General features: G+C 58.7%; 22 protein-coding genes. 2 read left to right on the top strand and 20 right to left on the bottom strand.

Annotated features, from left to right (window positions below; genetic code table 11):
- Nucleotides 1–20 precede the first annotated feature (20 nt).
- Nucleotides 21–800, top strand: a complete 780-nt coding sequence (fpr, locus tag J7E41_RS07925) for a ferredoxin-NADP reductase (RefSeq protein WP_003231344.1) — start codon at nt 21–23, stop codon at nt 798–800.
- A 118-nt stretch (nt 801–918) separates the two neighbouring features.
- On the opposite strand, the gene tsaA is transcribed toward fpr, so the two are convergent.
- The 5 genes from tsaA to rimO all read right to left on the bottom strand — a co-directional run bounded on the left by tsaA (nt 919) and on the right by rimO (nt 4855).
- The gene (tsaA, locus tag J7E41_RS07920) at nt 919–1614 is read right to left on the bottom strand and encodes a tRNA (N6-threonylcarbamoyladenosine(37)-N6)-methyltransferase TrmO (protein ID WP_214991492.1); all 696 of its coding nucleotides are present in this window, start codon (nt 1612–1614) and stop codon (nt 919–921) included.
- A 4-nt stretch (nt 1615–1618) separates the two neighbouring features.
- Nucleotides 1619–2080: a DUF1456 family protein gene (locus J7E41_RS07915; protein WP_214991490.1), complete on the bottom strand. Its 462-nt coding sequence runs from the start codon at nt 2078–2080 to the stop codon at nt 1619–1621.
- 76 nt (nt 2081–2156) lie between these two features.
- Nucleotides 2157–2867, bottom strand: a complete 711-nt coding sequence (locus J7E41_RS07910; protein ID WP_214991488.1) for an rRNA pseudouridine synthase — start codon at nt 2865–2867, stop codon at nt 2157–2159.
- An 82-nt stretch (nt 2868–2949) separates the two neighbouring features.
- Nucleotides 2950–3423, bottom strand: a complete 474-nt coding sequence (locus J7E41_RS07905; RefSeq protein WP_214991486.1) for a GNAT family N-acetyltransferase — start codon at nt 3421–3423, stop codon at nt 2950–2952.
- A 103-nt stretch (nt 3424–3526) separates the two neighbouring features.
- Complete coding sequence (gene rimO / locus J7E41_RS07900) at nt 3527–4855, bottom strand: 30S ribosomal protein S12 methylthiotransferase RimO (protein ID WP_214991794.1); 1329 nt, start codon at nt 4853–4855, stop codon at nt 3527–3529.
- Nucleotides 4856–4893: 38 nt separating this feature from the next.
- Here rimO and J7E41_RS07895 point away from each other — a divergent pair, with 38 nt between their 5' ends.
- Nucleotides 4894–6510, top strand: a complete 1617-nt coding sequence (locus J7E41_RS07895) for a recombinase family protein (protein ID WP_214991484.1) — start codon at nt 4894–4896, stop codon at nt 6508–6510.
- Here the strand turns inward: J7E41_RS07895 and J7E41_RS07890 are convergent.
- From J7E41_RS07890 to J7E41_RS07820, 15 genes are all read right to left on the bottom strand, one after another.
- Nucleotides 6507–6773 (bottom strand): hypothetical protein, encoded by a 267-nt coding sequence (locus J7E41_RS07890; RefSeq protein ID WP_214991482.1) that lies wholly within the window; start codon nt 6771–6773, stop codon nt 6507–6509. The two genes, J7E41_RS07895 and J7E41_RS07890, sit on opposite strands and share 4 nt — an antisense overlap.
- Nucleotides 6773–7765: a phosphoadenosine phosphosulfate reductase family protein gene (locus J7E41_RS07885; RefSeq protein ID WP_214991480.1), complete on the bottom strand. Its 993-nt coding sequence runs from the start codon at nt 7763–7765 to the stop codon at nt 6773–6775. Before J7E41_RS07885 ends, J7E41_RS07890 begins: the two co-directional genes overlap by 1 nt.
- Nucleotides 7762–8616 (bottom strand): DNA adenine methylase, encoded by an 855-nt coding sequence (locus J7E41_RS07880; protein ID WP_214991478.1) that lies wholly within the window; start codon nt 8614–8616, stop codon nt 7762–7764. The genes J7E41_RS07885 and J7E41_RS07880 overlap by 4 nt, the downstream gene beginning before the upstream one ends.
- Nucleotides 8613–9137, bottom strand: coding sequence for a hypothetical protein (locus J7E41_RS07875; RefSeq protein WP_214991477.1), 525 nt, complete (start codon nt 9135–9137; stop codon nt 8613–8615). The genes J7E41_RS07880 and J7E41_RS07875 overlap by 4 nt, the downstream gene beginning before the upstream one ends.
- On the bottom strand, nt 9134–9517 hold the full coding sequence (locus J7E41_RS07870; RefSeq protein ID WP_214991475.1) for a hypothetical protein: 384 nt from the start codon (nt 9515–9517) through the stop codon (nt 9134–9136). The genes J7E41_RS07875 and J7E41_RS07870 overlap by 4 nt, the downstream gene beginning before the upstream one ends.
- Complete coding sequence (locus J7E41_RS07865) at nt 9510–10082, bottom strand: hypothetical protein (RefSeq protein WP_214991473.1); 573 nt, start codon at nt 10080–10082, stop codon at nt 9510–9512. The genes J7E41_RS07870 and J7E41_RS07865 overlap by 8 nt, the downstream gene beginning before the upstream one ends.
- Entirely contained in the window at nt 10079–10981 is a 903-nt protein-coding gene (locus tag J7E41_RS27975) for a hypothetical protein (RefSeq protein ID WP_251029389.1), read from the bottom strand. The genes J7E41_RS07865 and J7E41_RS27975 overlap by 4 nt, the downstream gene beginning before the upstream one ends.
- Nucleotides 10978–11520: a phosphohydrolase gene (locus J7E41_RS07855; RefSeq protein WP_214991471.1), complete on the bottom strand. Its 543-nt coding sequence runs from the start codon at nt 11518–11520 to the stop codon at nt 10978–10980. Before J7E41_RS07855 ends, J7E41_RS27975 begins: the two co-directional genes overlap by 4 nt.
- Complete coding sequence (locus tag J7E41_RS07850; protein WP_214991469.1) at nt 11517–11738, bottom strand: hypothetical protein; 222 nt, start codon at nt 11736–11738, stop codon at nt 11517–11519. Before J7E41_RS07850 ends, J7E41_RS07855 begins: the two co-directional genes overlap by 4 nt.
- On the bottom strand, nt 11735–12151 hold the full coding sequence (locus J7E41_RS07845; RefSeq protein ID WP_214991467.1) for a hypothetical protein: 417 nt from the start codon (nt 12149–12151) through the stop codon (nt 11735–11737). The genes J7E41_RS07850 and J7E41_RS07845 overlap by 4 nt, the downstream gene beginning before the upstream one ends.
- Before the next feature lie 78 nt (nt 12152–12229).
- Nucleotides 12230–12553, bottom strand: coding sequence for a pyocin activator PrtN family protein (locus tag J7E41_RS07840; RefSeq protein ID WP_214991465.1), 324 nt, complete (start codon nt 12551–12553; stop codon nt 12230–12232).
- On the bottom strand, nt 12550–13017 hold the full coding sequence (locus J7E41_RS07835; protein ID WP_214991462.1) for a hypothetical protein: 468 nt from the start codon (nt 13015–13017) through the stop codon (nt 12550–12552). Before J7E41_RS07835 ends, J7E41_RS07840 begins: the two co-directional genes overlap by 4 nt.
- 162 nt (nt 13018–13179) lie before the next feature.
- Complete coding sequence (locus tag J7E41_RS07830; protein ID WP_214991460.1) at nt 13180–13470, bottom strand: phage antirepressor KilAC domain-containing protein; 291 nt, start codon at nt 13468–13470, stop codon at nt 13180–13182.
- A 9-nt stretch (nt 13471–13479) separates the two neighbouring features.
- Nucleotides 13480–14040 carry a hypothetical protein gene (locus J7E41_RS07825; RefSeq protein WP_214991458.1) on the bottom strand — a complete coding sequence of 187 codons (561 nt, stop codon included), beginning with the start codon at nt 14038–14040 and terminating at the stop codon, nt 13480–13482.
- Nucleotides 14037–14861, bottom strand: coding sequence for a BRO-N domain-containing protein (locus tag J7E41_RS07820; RefSeq protein WP_214991456.1), 825 nt, complete (start codon nt 14859–14861; stop codon nt 14037–14039). The genes J7E41_RS07825 and J7E41_RS07820 overlap by 4 nt, the downstream gene beginning before the upstream one ends.
- Between the last annotated feature and the right edge of the window lie 90 nt (nt 14862–14951).

Here is a 14951-nt window from a genome sequence, read left to right as displayed (position 1 = left end):
TTTCCAGGAGTTCCCCGTACATGAGCAACATGAACCACGAGCGTGTCCTCAGTGTTCATCACTGGAACGACACTCTGTTCAGCTTCAAGTGTACCCGCGACCCGGGCTTGCGCTTCGAGAACGGTCAGTTCGTGATGATCGGCCTGCAACAGCCTAACGGCCGCCCTCTCATGCGTGCTTACTCCATCGCCAGCCCGAACTGGGAGGAGCATCTGGAGTTCTTCAGCATCAAGGTCCCGGATGGCCCGCTGACTTCCCAATTGCAGCACTTGAAGGAAGGCGACGAGATCATCATCAGCAAAAAACCGACCGGCACCCTGGTGCTGGACGATTTGAAGCCGGGCAAACACCTGTACCTGCTCAGCACCGGTACCGGTCTGGCGCCGTTCATGAGCGTCATCCAGGACCCGGAAACCTACGAGCGTTTCGAAAAAGTGATCCTGTGCCACGGCGTGCGCTACGTCAACGAAGTCGCTTACCGCGAATTCATCACCGAGCATCTGCCGCAGAACGAGTTCTTCGGTGAAGCCCTGCGTGACAAGTTGATCTACTACCCAACCGTGACCCGCGAGCCGTTCGAAAACGAAGGTCGTCTGACCGACCTGATGCGCAGCGGCAAGCTGTTCACTGACATTGGTCTGCCACCGATCAACCCCGAGGACGACCGTGCGATGCTGTGCGGCAGCCCGAGCATGTTGGATGAGACCAGCGAAGTGTTGAACAGCTTCGGCCTGAAGGTTTCGCCACGGATGCGTGAGCCGGGTGACTACTTGATCGAGCGTGCGTTCGTCGAGAAGTAAACGCGACGCAAAAAAATGTGGGAGCGGGCTTGCTCGCGAAGGCGGAGTGTCAGTTGAAGCATATTTGACTGATACACCGCCTTCGCGAGCAAGCCCGCTCCCACATTTTGTTTCCGGTTTATTCAGCTGCAACCACTTCCAGCACACAAATCATTCCGGCTTCTGGATAGTGCCACCGCACGTCCACATCCCAGAACCGCGCCCCATATTCCCGCTCGGGCCCCGGTGTCTGGTACGCCGGTCGTGGATCCTGTGCCAAACACTGCTCAATCAAGGCCACCAATGGCTCGTCAAGGCGCTGAGCGTGGCCTTGTGCCTGTTGCAGAGCGGACTTCAGCCACTGCACGGGAATCAGCTGCGGCGCGGCACTGGCGATGCTGTTGGTCGCCGTATCGATGATGTCGGCGTAGGGCACATACGGCTTGATGTCGAGAATCGGCGTGCCATCCAGTAAATCAATGCCGGATATCCACAGGCGATTGGCTTCCACTTTGTCCAGTTTCACCACCGATTGGCCGATGCCATTGGGGCGGTGAGTGGCGCGGGTGGCAAACACTCCCATGGATTTGTTGCCCCCCAAGCGCGGCGGGCGGACTTTCAGGCGGGGCGTTTCTTCCAAAGCCTGGTGAAACAGAAACAGTAACCACACGTGGCTGACCTGCTCCAGGCCCTGTACCGCCTCGCCCTGATCGAACGGCGCCACTAACTCCAGCACGCCTCGGGCGGCGGGCGCCAGTTGCGGCTGGCGCGGGATGGCGAACTTCTCCTTGAAGCAGGAGCGGACGAAGCCGATGGGCGAGACGCTATAGCTCATGGGTTTAGGCGCGAACGCGCAGCGTCAGGCCCTTGAGGAAGTTGCGCAGCAACTGATCGCCACACGTGCGGTAGTTGGTGTGGCCGAATTTGCGGAACAGCGCGCTCAGTTCCGGCTTGGACACCGGGAACTCGGCGGCCTTGAGGATGGCGTGCATATCGTCTTCCTTCAGTTCGAAGGCGACCCGCAGTTTCTTCAGGATGATGTTGTTGGTCACCGGCAACTCGATCGGCTGCGGTGGACGGCTCTCGTCCTTGCCTCGCTTGAAGATCACCAGGCCATCGAGGAAATGCGCCATGACGTCGTCCGGGCAAAACACAAAGCCTTCTTCTTCGTCTTTCTTGAGGTAGGTCAGCAGGTCGTCCTTGGTGACATCCATGCCGCCGAGCTTGATGATCTCGACCATCTTGTTGTCGCTGATGTCGAGCATGTAGCGCACGCTGCGCAGTACGTCGTTGTGAATCATGTTGGCAATCCTGGTCATTCAACTGTGAGCACCGCCCAGAGAGGCGGTGTCGAGAGGTTCGGTGGCGAAAGAGCGGTTAGAACTTCTCTTTGCCGGACAGATAGCGCCATTGGCCCACCGGCACTTTGCCGATGGAGACTCCGCCAATGCGGATGCGTCGAATGGCGACGACCTTCAAGCCAACGGCTTCGCAGAACAAGGCAATCACACCCGGTTGCGGATTTTTCAGCGCAAAGCGCAGGCGGTTCTCGTTCTGCCAGCTGGCTTTGACCGCTGGCAGCTCCTTGCCCTTGTACGTCAGGCCGTGGTTCAGGCGATTGAGGCCGTGCGCAACCATGTCCCCGGATACTTCAACCACATACTCCTGCTCGATCTTGGCGGCATCGGCCGTCAGTTTGCGCAGGATTTTCCAGTCCTGGGTAAACACCAGGAGGCCGCTGGCCTTGGCTTGCAGGTCGGCGCTGGCGGTCAGGCGCAAGAAGTGGCCCTTGAGCGGGCGCTTGCCGAAGCGGTGCTCATCCGACAGGGTCTCGGCGCTGATGGATTGCATCGCAGTTTCGGCGTCCACGCCAGCCGGCGCGTGCAGCAGGATGGTCACCGGCTCCGGGGCCGTGGCCTTGGCATCGGGGTCCAGTTCGACTTTCTGGGTGGCGACCTTGAACTGCGGTTCGTCGATCACTTCGCCGTCCACCGTGACCCAGCCGCCTTCGATGAACAGCTCAGCCTCCCGACGGGAGCAGCCGACCAGTTCGATGAGGCGTTTGGAGAGACGTATGGGGTCAGTCATGACAAGGGCCGTAACAAAAGGGGGCAGCTATTGTACCTGTGTGGCGCCGGTTAATCCCGGCCCCATTTCAGTGCTGCGGCTTTTAGCCACTGCGCGCCTGCTGCTGGTCCTGGCGCAAGCGCATATGCAGCAAAGGATAAGGCTGACCCATGCCGTCGTGGTCGGTGCGTCCGATCACTTCAAAACCCTGTTTGAAGTAGAAGCCCAGGGCTTGCGGGTTCTGTTCGTTGACGTCCAGCTTATCGGCATTCAGTTGCTCGATCGCATAGCACAGCAATTGCCGGCCCAGGCCTTGGCCACGGTGCGCAGGGTCGATAAACAGCATCTCGACCTTGCCCGCCGCCACGCCCGCAAAGCCGGTGATGCGCTGGCATGAGTCCTTGGTGCAGATCAGCATCACTGCATCCAGGTAACGCGTCAGCACCAGGTTTTTCAGTAACTCGATGTAGCTGTCCGGGAGGAAGTCATGGGTGGCGCGCACCGAATCCTCCCAGATGCGGGTCATTTCCGGATAGTCACTGGTTTTAGGTGTATGGATAATCGAATGCTGGCGCATGCCCGCTGCCCCTTGCCGATAATTAGCGCTGATGGACAAAACGATAGACCTAAAAAAGCCCCGCATCTTGCTAAAGAGCGGGGCTTTTTCAATTCTTTACACCTTATGCGCGCTTTTCAGCCCAGAGGTCGTACTCGTCGGCATCAGTCACTGTGCACCAGACCTTGTCACCTGGCTTCAGGCCGCTGGCATCGTCGATAAACACGTTACCGTCGATTTCCGGCGCGTCGAAGAAGCAGCGGCCAACCGCGCCTTGCTCGTCGACTTCGTCGATCAGCACTTCGATTTCCTTGCCGATACGCAGTTGCAGGCGTGCCGAGCTGATGGCCTGTTGGTGGGCCATGAAGCGCTCCCAACGGTCCTGCTTGACGTCGTCCGGAACAATAGCGAGGTCCAGCAGATTGGCCGGGGCGCCTTCGACGGGCGAGTACTGGAAGCAGCCGACGCGATCCAGTTGGGCTTCGGTCAGCCAGTCCAGCAAGTACTGGAAGTCTTCTTCGGTCTCGCCGGGGAAGCCGACGATGAAGGTGGAACGGATGATCAGTTCCGGGCAGATCTCGCGCCAGTTCTTGATCCGCGCCAGGGTCTTGTCTTCGAAGGCTGGGCGTTTCATGGCCTTGAGGACTTTCGGGCTGGCGTGCTGGAACGGGATGTCCAGGTACGGCAGGATTTTGCCGGCGGCCATCAGCGGGATCAATTCGTCAACGTGCGGGTACGGGTAGACGTAGTGCAGACGCACCCACACGCCGAGGCTGCTGAGGGCTTCGCACAGTTCGGTCATGCGGGTTTTCACCGGTGCGCCGTTCCAGAAGCCCGTGCGGTATTTGACGTCGACGCCGTAAGCGCTGGTGTCCTGGGAAATTACCAGCAACTCTTTGACGCCGGACTTGACCAGGCGCTGAGCCTCGTCCAGTACGTCGCCCACCGGGCGGCTCACCAGCTTGCCGCGCATCGACGGGATGATGCAGAAGCTGCAGCTGTGGTTGCAGCCTTCGGAAATCTTCAGGTACGCATAGTGGCGCGGGGTCAGCTTGATGCCTTGTGGCGGTACCAGGTCGATCAGTGGGTTGTGGTCCTGACGCGGTGGGACCACTTGGTGCACGGCATTGACCACCTGCTCGTACTGCTGCGGACCGGTCACGGCCAGCACGCTCGGGTGCACCTTGCGGATGTTGCCTTCTTCCACGCCCATGCAGCCGGTGACGATGACCTTGCCGTTTTCCTTGATGGCTTCGCCGATCACTTCCAGGGATTCCGCCTTGGCCGAGTCAATAAAGCCGCAGGTATTGACCACCACCACGTCCGCGTCCTGGTAGGTGGACACGACGTCATAACCTTCCATCCGCAGCTGGGTGAGGATGCGTTCGGAGTCGACCAGAGCCTTTGGGCACCCTAAGGATATCATACCTACACGCGGGGCTTTCTCTGTCATCATTATAGGTAGATCCTCATCAGGGCTTATTTTTTCTAATGGCTAAAAGCGGCGCGCGAGTATACAGCTATTTACGGTTCTCCGATCCTAGGCAGGCGACCGGCAGCAGTGCCGACCGTCAACTCCAGTACGCACAGCGCTGGGCGGCTGAAAAGGGGCTCGATCTGGATGAGTCGCTATCCCTGAGAGATGAAGGGTTATCCGCCTATCACCAGCGTCACGTCAAGCAGGGGGCGTTAGGCGTCTTTCTGCAGGCTGTCGAGGACGGCCGGATTGCTGACGGTTCTGTTCTGGTCGTTGAAGGGTTGGACCGGTTGAGCCGTGCCGAGCCGATTCAGGCCCAGGCCCAGTTGGCCCAGATCATCAACGCCGGCATCACCGTGGTTACAGCCAGTGACGGCCGGGAGTACAACCGGGCCGGCTTGAAAGCCCAGCCGATGGACTTGGTGTATTCGCTGCTGGTGATGATCCGTGCGCATGAAGAGTCAGATACCAAGTCAAAGCGTGTGAAAGCCGCAATCCGCCGCCAATGTGAAGGTTGGGTCGCCGGCAGTTACCGGGGCATCATTCGAAACGGCAAGGATCCACAATGGCTGCACTGGGATGGCCAGGCTTTCCAATTGGTGCCTGAGCGTGTCGAGGGTGTGCGCTTAGTGATTGAGCTGTTCCGGCAAGGCTATGGCTCGGTCCGTATCATTCGCGAGATGACAGAGCGCGGTCTGGCCGTCACGACCAAGGGCATCACTGCGCTGCAAGTGCACCGGCTTGTCCGGCTCCCAGCTTTGGTGGGAGCTAAGGTGCTGGACCTGGACGGTGAAACGTATCGGCTGGAGGGGTACTACCCGCCTATATTGACGGCAGACGAGTTCGCTGATCTATCTCTGCACGTCGAAAGTCGGGTCAGGCGCAAGGGCAAAGGGGAGATACCGGGCCTTGTTACCGGCCTGGGCATTACTTATTGCGGATACTGCGGTACGGCCGTCGTTGGACAGAATGTTATGCATAGGGCCAAGCCTGACGGTAGCTTGTCTGATGGCCACCGGCGTCTGATCTGTGTGGGTTATTCACATAACAGTGGTTGCCCCATCGGTGGCAGTTGCAGTGTAGTGCCAATCGAGAAAGCGCTGATGAGCTATTGCACCGACCGTATGAACCTGAGCAGCCTGCTGGAAGGAAATGATCAGTCGCAATTGCTGCAGGCGCGACTGGCGACTGCCAAGGCTGAGGCGGCGCTGATCGAGCAGCAGTTGGAGCGGGTGAGCGAGGCGCTGTTGGCGGCCGAAGGTGGAGCGGCGCCACTGATCTTCGTCCGTAAGGCTCGTGAACTTGAGGAGCAGCATGCTGCTAAGCAAAAGGACGTGGCTCAGGCCGAGCGCGAGTTAGTAGCTGTATCGAACCGCAACCAGCCTGGACTTGCTGAGGCATGGGAGCAACTGGCCTCCGGCGTAGAGATGCTGGACTTCGATGCTCGGATGAAGGTGCGGAACCTGGTAAGAGAGACGTTCGAGCGTATTGTGGTGTACCACCACGGTATGCAGGCGACCGGTCGAGAAGGGAAGGTGATCGACTTGTTGCTGGTCGGGAAGGGAGGCCAGTCCCGGCTTTTACGAATAGATCGCAAAACCGGGGAGTGGCAGTTGGGCTTCGGGGTTTAAGCGGCCTTGTCGACCTTGAGCGGGATCGGCTTACTCAGCACACGCATGTGTCCCTGGCCGATCCAGAAGTTGTGCTGCACTTGGATACAGACATTCCAGGCTTCCTGGGCAACATGGTGGCCGACGTCGGCAATGTTGCCCTCTTCGTCGACCAGGGCCATGCGCAGCTTTTTTCCGGCTCGGGTGATGCAGGTGAACCCTTCGTGGGCGACGCCGCTGATGGTTGCGGTGGGCAGCGTGTCTGTCTTGGCGTCGAATATCATTATGCTGCCTCCATTATCTTGATCGGCTCCCAGCTCGACTCACAGAGTCCGTAAGCACTGGAGCAGGCCGTGCTATCGCTGCTTTCTGTTAGAAGGTCGTACTGGATGCCGCCTCTGGCCGTTTTGGACCATTCGACGGCCTGCCGGATATTGGCAATCTCCATCACCTGCAGGGCGGTCATATCGGCTATTGAGCCTTTCGGGTGCTTGGCATTCGAGCCAGCAAAGAATGTGGCGGCTCTACGCTTGCTGGCCTGCTGAACAATTCGCTCCCAGCGATCAATCCGGTCAATCACTTCGGGGAACCTAAGTGCGATTTCGCGCAGTTCGTCCTTGCGGCAGTTGATGCAGGGCATGCAGCCAACCCGGCCCATCCCCTGGGAATACAGTGGGTTCGGCTTGACACCCATGTATCGGTGAGCCTCGAACACGGCCGGGATGTCCCACTTCAAGATCGGCCGGTAGTTGAATAGGCCGCCGCCCACCGCGTCACATTCAGGCAGGTAGCGCCTGTTCAATGACTCATCCGCCCGGACACCTTGCCAACTGATCAGCATGTCGCCTTTGTCCATCATCGGCATGATGACTTGTTCGAGCATGGGATCGCGCTTCAGCTCCATGGTGCAGAACTGGGCCTTGCGGCTGGGGAACCTTCCTTTCCAGATACACAGGTCGAGGAAGGGGTTGCCCGTAGGCTGCAGCACATCCAGCGCAGCCAGTACTGTTGCCTCTGCAACACCTTGCTCCCGCCACTTCGTTTCGATGAATCGGCGCTTACCTTCAATACGCTGAGTGAAGTCGGCCCGCACGCGGGTGATTGGTACGCCAGTGGTCTGTTGCAGGTAGTCCAGGTACTGGTAGGTCTGTTCGTGTTCGTTGCCGGTGTCCGCGAAGACGGCCTGCAGGTTGGGCACCTCTATGGCGATGGCGACGAGCAGAGTGGCGGTGCTATCTTTGCCGCCACTCACGCTAACAATGTTTTGAGTGGTCATGCCGTCTCTCCCAGCTCAAGGCCTGTTTGGTGCAATGCGTTCATGCAGGCGGGGTTTATCCAGAGGCATTCTTGGCGTGTTGCTCCGCCTCGACCTGCGGAAATTCGGGCATTGGTGTGGTTGCGTGCCCAGCCCTGCAGTTCGGCTTCGTACATTTCGTTTGGGTAGCCCGATAGGACTACCATTCCCGACAGATCTTTGAGGCTGGCCAGCAGCTCCAGGTGCTGGTTGTCATCCAGTTCGTGGCGGTAGTAACGCCCCTTCGCCGATCCCCGTACCCGGGTTGTGTGCATATAGGGTGGATCGACGTAGTGAAGTGTCGACGGCGCATCGTGAGCAGACATCACTTCGACCGCCGTCCGGTTCTCAATGAGAACGCCGGCGAGACGCTGGCCGATTGACGCCAGTTGGTCGGGGTAGCGTGTCCAGAGTTGCTGGGCGGTGCCGTACTGGCGTTTTGAGTCAATGCGAAAGCCTGTGATGCCCTTGGTGGCTCCGGCTGACCCGAATCCCATCTGGGCACGTATCACTGTGCGACAGGCGCGCTCGATCTGGTTGTCGGTTGGCAGCCAGGCCCGCTCAAAGTCGGCTCGCGAGTAGGGGGTTAACACCAATTGCTCGGTTAGACGTTGACGAAGTTCGTCGTCACGCAGGCATTCGAAAAGGTTGACGATGTCCTGATCGAGGTCGTTGTACACCTCGGCATAGCTGCGAGGCTTCTGCATTAGCACGCCGGCTGCGCCGCCGAAAGGCTCGACGTAGCAAGTATGTGGGGGGAAGTGCTCAAGTACCCATGCTGCAAGCCGAAACTTGCCGCCGTGGTAGCGGATCACGGGGTGGGTAATTGTCATGACGTCACCTGCTTTCTGTAACCGGCGTCGTATAGGCACTCGGCCAGGTGTTTACGTGTGTACGGCATGCGATTTATAGCCTCAGATATTTCATCTATCGCTTTTTCCCGCTCATCCTCCGTTGTTGGCGCGGGATGTTCGTTCAGCTTGTATTCAAGATGTCTGATCTTGCTTTGCAACAATCTGGATAGTTGGTTCGATGGCAGGCTTCTTGGAACGCCGTTTTCATCCATCCACGCGGGGAGGATCTCGGAGGTTATCGAATCGTCCCCCATCCAATCCGTCCAAAGATCAGCGTCAAAAATCTGCATCCATTCGGTTCGGTCGAAGGTGGAAAGGACCACCGGCTCGCCCTGGGCTGGGCGAGCTGGCTCAGCTTGCGATTTTGCGCAAGGTGCCGATTCAGCATCCAGCAGGGCACGCAGCTTCGTGGCCGCCGGGGTATTCCAGTCGGGCAGCTCTTCGAAAGCATTCGAAAGTACCTCATGCGGCACGCCGTCAATCGTTTTGTTGGTGGTCATTGCTTGGCTACCTCGATCATTGCCGCGTCGATGGTTTTGTCCAGCGCTTCCATGGTCAAGATGTTTTCATGCTCTGCATGCCCACAGATTATCGGTGGCATCAGGTAATCGCTGTCCGGCTCAAGGCTTTCCTGGTTATCCGGATCACGTAACCAGCGGTATCGAACGGCATCACGCTCCAGCAAATCCGCCCGATCATCCGCTGCGGTCAGGCGCTGTTGCAGGGCGGCTTCACGGGCGAGCGCTGCGTTGTGATCCCGCGATAGAACAAAGGTGTCGCCTTCGACTTCACGGATCACTTCAAAAGGGTGGGGTGAACAGGTGCGGGCCTGCGCCTCGCCGCCGTACACGCCGATGTACCAACGCTTAACCTCACTCATGATCAGCCTCCGGCCTTGTGGTGGATAGGGCGGCGAGCTTCTGCCGATATTCGATCTGGTCATCGAAGCTGACAATGCCGCGATTGATCATGGTCAGTGCGAGTTGCAGCAGCGCCTGTTGCTCGGTGACCTGCTGGCGATAGACCGAGCAGTTATCCTCAGCGTTCTCGACGCGCTCGGCCAGGATCATCTTGAGTTGTCGCTGTTTCTCAACCTCGCCCGCATCAGGGCGGGTGTAGAGCGGCACCGCTTGCTTGCCTTCCTCCTGCATGACCTTGATGCCGACAGCCTCACAGTCTCGCGACCAGATGCGGATATTTCCGTTGTCAGCGAATACCGCGTAAGCCACCGGCTGCGCATCAGCTTGCGGCGGTACAGGGGCGGCGGCGAGCATGGCCGCCCAGCACAGTTTTGCCCGGTGCGCCGCTTGCTGACAGCCGCTCATCTCTTGGTACTGCTCCCAGGCTTCCTCATCGGTAAAGAACTCGTCCGGCTCCGACTCGAAGCCGTTTATCACCATGGTTTCGGTCGGTTCAACTGGCACCAGCTTGTATTCAGTAGTCATATAGTCCCCTGCATGCCAGGTGTTGCGATGGTAGGGTGTCCATCAATCGACGCTAGGGCCTTCATTCGCTCCGAGTAGACCCGGCCCATTGGTTCGCTGATGTAGGTTCGCAGGCTCGTAAACAATGCGTCCTGTTCGGCCAGCAGGGAATGGAGACGCTTAAGCTCTCTGTCCTGATTGGAGTCTGTCTCGAAGTCGCCACCTATGATCTCCAAGGCCGTTGACCAAGGACAGTTCAGGTTTGAGTGCTCACCGATATCCACACGGAAGTGATCGCAAATTGCCTGGGCTAGTTGGTCGGCGAATGTTTCGGCGCGGTCGCGCTGATCAATGGTATTGGAGTGTGAGTTATCTTCGGCCTTCAACTTGGCACGCAGGGTGTCTAGCTCAAGCAACATCTCAAGTGCGACCTCATTATTTACATCGCAGTCGATGTTCAGTGCGGTAGCGTTTTCCAACAGGTTTGCATTGACCTGTTCCAATTCGGCAATGCGCTTTTGAGCTGCTTCCAGCAGTAGCCAGACCTCTGTCATGCCAGCGAACTCGGCTACATGCTTGGGAGATATGGCGGCCCACTCTTCGGGACGGATATTGGTCAGGTCGGCGGGCCAGTAAAGTCGGCCTGGTTTCGATTCTGGCGGGTAGTCCGCAGCATTCGAGGTGTGCGTATACCCCAAGGCAGGCTGCGCGGCCGGGCGTTCCGAAGCGGTTAGCGTTGCATCAACGAGCGCTGCCCGGCGCAGCTTTTCGTGGGGTATAAGTGCCTCGGCATTGGAGCTGGAAGGAGCAATAATGCCTGCTGCTGCGCAGCAGAGACTGTTTGTTACGGGCGTGTCGACACCATCGGCAGTGCGGAGCAAAGCGGACAGGGCTCCGGTGTTGTCCTGGTTGTTCTTCATGCCGCTTTCCTCCGGTGTTCTATAGCAAGTTGGTCCATCAGGCGCTGGTGGTAGGTGTTTCGGGCCTCTATGGCAGACCAGGGGCGGATGGTTTCAAGCATGGGTTCGATGCCGACCAAGCAATCCCAGATAGCCGGATCCGTTGGCATGAGGTCGCGGCGTTCTGTCGCCAGTGCTATCAGGTCGGCCTTGTGGATGCTGGCGGGGAGTTCTGGAACGATGTCGAAGCGTTCGCAAACGCGCCACCAGATACAGTCCTCGAAGTGCTGATAGGCGCTGATCCATTGCTTGAGTGGCCGGGTCATGTCACCCAGGTAAGCCTCGGGTGCGTCGTGGAGCAGGGCGGCGAGTTTGTGTTCTTCTGGCACCAGCTCGGCCACGATGCAGCTGTGCTGAGCCACGCTGTAGAACTCGCGGGTGTGGCCGTTGAAGCGGCACAGATGGGCCAGTGAGTGCGAGATGTCTCGTGGATCGATCATGTCGGCGTCGGGTTCGAGCAGGTCAAAGCGTTTGCCGGAGTGGGTAAGGATCCAGTTCATGCTGCCTCCTTTACAAGATCGGTCAGCAGCAGCGCGTTGTCGGTTTCCTTATGCAACTGGCGCACGGCGTCGTAACCGATCCGCACTTTCAACTGGCGGTCGAACTCCTTGTAATGGCGGGTAAGCTCGCGCAGGTCTTTGGTCGCCTTGTCGTATTGTTGTTGCAGCGTTCCGGCGGCATGCGGTGTCAGACGTAGCATCGGGATAGCGCGGCTCATGCTGCGTTCTCCTGTACGACTGGCTCAAGCTGGGTAGCCATTTCCAACGCCTTATTGCGCAGAGAAAGTGCTTGCGTGGCGTGGATCTGGGAGTTCACCGCACGGAAAGTGTCGGCGGCGAGCTTGAGTTTTTCTGCAATGGCGAGAAGGTTCTGATGGTTGTCAGGGCTCAGTTTTTGGTTGTCAGTGAGTTTTCTGCATTGCTGGGCCAGATACTTTTGATCCGCACGAATGAATTGCAGTGAATCTTCCAGCGCCTTGATAACCTTGGCGTTGTCCGCGCGCTCGATGTTTCTGCCTTCCTCGGCACCTTCGGCTTTGCCATCGGTCAAGCCGCCTCGATAGCCGGTCCAGTAGAGAAGGGCAGAGGCAATGATGATGCTGATCAGTGCGCAGATTTGTATGTAAGTCATGTGGTTTACTCCTTGGTTTGTGTGCCGCTTGGCTGGTGGTGCAGCGGTTGCGGTGTTTCAGCTGTTACCCGGGTGGTATCAGTTGAGTTCCTCTGGCTCGGCTTGATCGTTTGCCAGCTCCACATCTGCAGCATCCGCCTGTGCATCGATGAAGATGGCCAGGTGGCGGATGTCGATGAAGCGAGGACGCTTAGCGCTCGTGTCCAGAGTGGTGATGGGAAGCGCTACGCGGCCGCTGGCTAGCGCCCGAGTGAAGTTGTCTGGGTTGAGGTTGCGGAAATAGCGCTCGCGTACATCGTCGATGGGCACAAGCAGATCCCCGAGGGTTCGGTACAGTAGCTCTACGGTTTGACCTCGGGGCGCTGGCGGGAGGCGCAGTTCGCGCTGTGCGGCGGCCGTCATGCTACGTTGGCCTTATCGACGTGCGCCTTGAGGCTGCTGAGTTGTAGTGTTCCGGTCTTACGTGGTGCCCCAGGTTTGGCTTGGGGTTGGTTGCTCGCTCGAATGTCGCGGTTGATGCCGGCCAGCGCCGTGCGTGCGGTGGTCCCGAAAGCCACGAACCGTGGCAAGGGGGAGTTGCTGTCAAGCGGCTCAAGCACGGCCCCCAGTTCTACTCCTTCAATGCCGTAACCAAGGCGCAGCGTGGCGCGGGCGCGGTAGTTCGAGCCAAGGTCTATGGCGAGATTGTCGAGAGCAGCAGCTAGCTGGAGATGCTCTATTTGCAGCGGAGCGGGGGTGGTGGTTAGGGACACGCCGGCAGCGGTTGCGGCGAGCGTGAGGTTAGCCAGAATTTTCTCTGGCGAGCGGTTCTCTTCGGGCAGCTTCAACAGTTCGATCAGTAGTGTGTCAATCAGTTTGCGATCCATGTGTGTTTCCTCTGGGGTGGTTCCAGGCGGTCTGTACGTGGGTGCGCACCAGCTCGCGTATGTGTTCCGGTACTTCCTGCAGTGCGGCAATGCGCTCCTCGCGGGTTCGCATTGCCGTGATCTGTCTGGCGTACTGGCGCGGCCATACTTCCGTGCGGTTCATCACGCGACTTCACGCGGATCGGCCACTGCGGGCGGCGCTGGGCGTTCAATACCGAGTTGCGTGGCTAGCCAGGAAATGCCGATTTTGGTCACGCGGGTGGTGCGTTTGTATTGCATGCCGTGCTTTTCGTGAAACCAGCGACTCTCGCGGGTGACCAAAAAGTCTTTGGTAGCGGCGGGATTAGTTGGCAGGTTGTGTTTATCCAGCAGGCCCTTGTCGCGCATGCGTTGCATCAGCACGCGATGACCCAGGCCCAGGCGTTCGGCTGCTTGTTTGAGGGATAGATTCATGACCGCACCTCACGCTGCTGCTGCGAGGCTATTGCGGTAGCCCTGCAGGAATCGGTTGAGGTTGTCGGCCAGGATTGCATAGGCGCGCTGTTTGTCGGCGGGCAGGGTGAGCACGCACCCTGCGTTGTCGAGTTCGAGCTTGGCTGTATAGCCTCCGCGTGGGTTTCGCTGGATTAGTAGGGAGGGTTCAAGTTCGTGGGCGATCAGGTGGTATGTCCCGCGCCCATGGCGGATTGCGTGGCGGAGGTCAGCCTCAATATTGCTGACGGCCAGGTACTCATCAGCGTCAGGCACACCTGTCGGACAGCGTCCGTTAGCAATACCTTCAATAAAACTGGCAACGCGTGTGGCGTTGTTTTTGCGGTGCCTATCAAGGGTGACAGAGGTATTTTGGGTGCCACAGATACGTACCAGTACCGTGATGCCGGCCGTGCACTGCTCGATCTCGATTTGGGCTGCGACGGACTGACGGCAGTCACGTGAGTGCAGGGTGTGATGGAATGTTCCGCTAAGACCTACTTGGGCCTGTAGGCGGATATAAGCGCAAGCGTTGAGGGATAGGCGGCTCATGCTGCTGCCTCCTGCGCCAAGTCCAGTTTTTTGAGTACGTAGACATACGGGCGCGGGGTGTTGTGCGCCGTGCTACCAAGTCGGGTGCGCTTGTAACCGAGCAGCTGCAGGCAGTGGCCCACGGCCATTTGCGTGCCTTTATCTAGGGATAGGTTCATGGCCTCGATCACTTGCTGGGTGGTGATGCCTTGCGGCCAGTTGTTGGCCGTGAGGTGAGCGCGCAAGTTTTGTTGCATCTCGTAGTACTTGCGTTCAGGTGCTGGTAGGTCTGGCCCCTCTAGCCAATCGGATGCACCCAGCTCGCCGGCAAGGTCTATCCCTGTCGCCCTCTCGGCAGCCTGGTTGGCACGAGTGGCGGCAAGACGGCGGGCCATGCCCAGGCTGCGAGCAGTGGTGAATAGAGCGCGGAATACTCGGCCTGCACTGACGATCTGGTCTGCCTCGACATGGGCTGCCATTGGCGCGTCTGTTGGGGCGTTGGCCGGCTTGGCGGTAGGCATGACATAGGCCCCATGTTTACGCAGGGAGGGCAGTACGTCATGGGTGATCCAGCGCTTGAAGCGCTTTGCTTCCGCTTTGCGGCTGCGCAGGATGGCAGAGTAGAGACCAGCTTCGTTGATGATGGTCATGCGCTGGTCGCCGCCAGGGGTCCCCACAATGTGGGGGCCCTTTTCGTCATCGTCCAGCCAACGGGTCATTTTTTCGGCCTCTCTGTACTCCAGAGCGGCTGCTACATCAGCAGCAATGAACCATGGCTCCCCGTTCACTAGCAGCGTGCGGACTTCATTACCTTCAAAGGTATATTGGATTGGTAGGCTCATCAGGCAGCCCTCCCGCCATCGTTGGGATGGAGCGGTGCCGGCGTGGTACAAGCGATGGCTTTGCGTCTAGTGGTGGCGAAGGCGCAGCCG

Source organism: Pseudomonas fluorescens (assembly GCF_018614655.1).
Lineage (GTDB): Bacteria > Pseudomonadota > Gammaproteobacteria > Pseudomonadales > Pseudomonadaceae > Aquipseudomonas > Aquipseudomonas fluorescens_BX.
The sequence above is the reverse complement of the archived record's forward strand: the minus strand, read 5'-3'. Positions and strand labels throughout refer to the sequence as shown.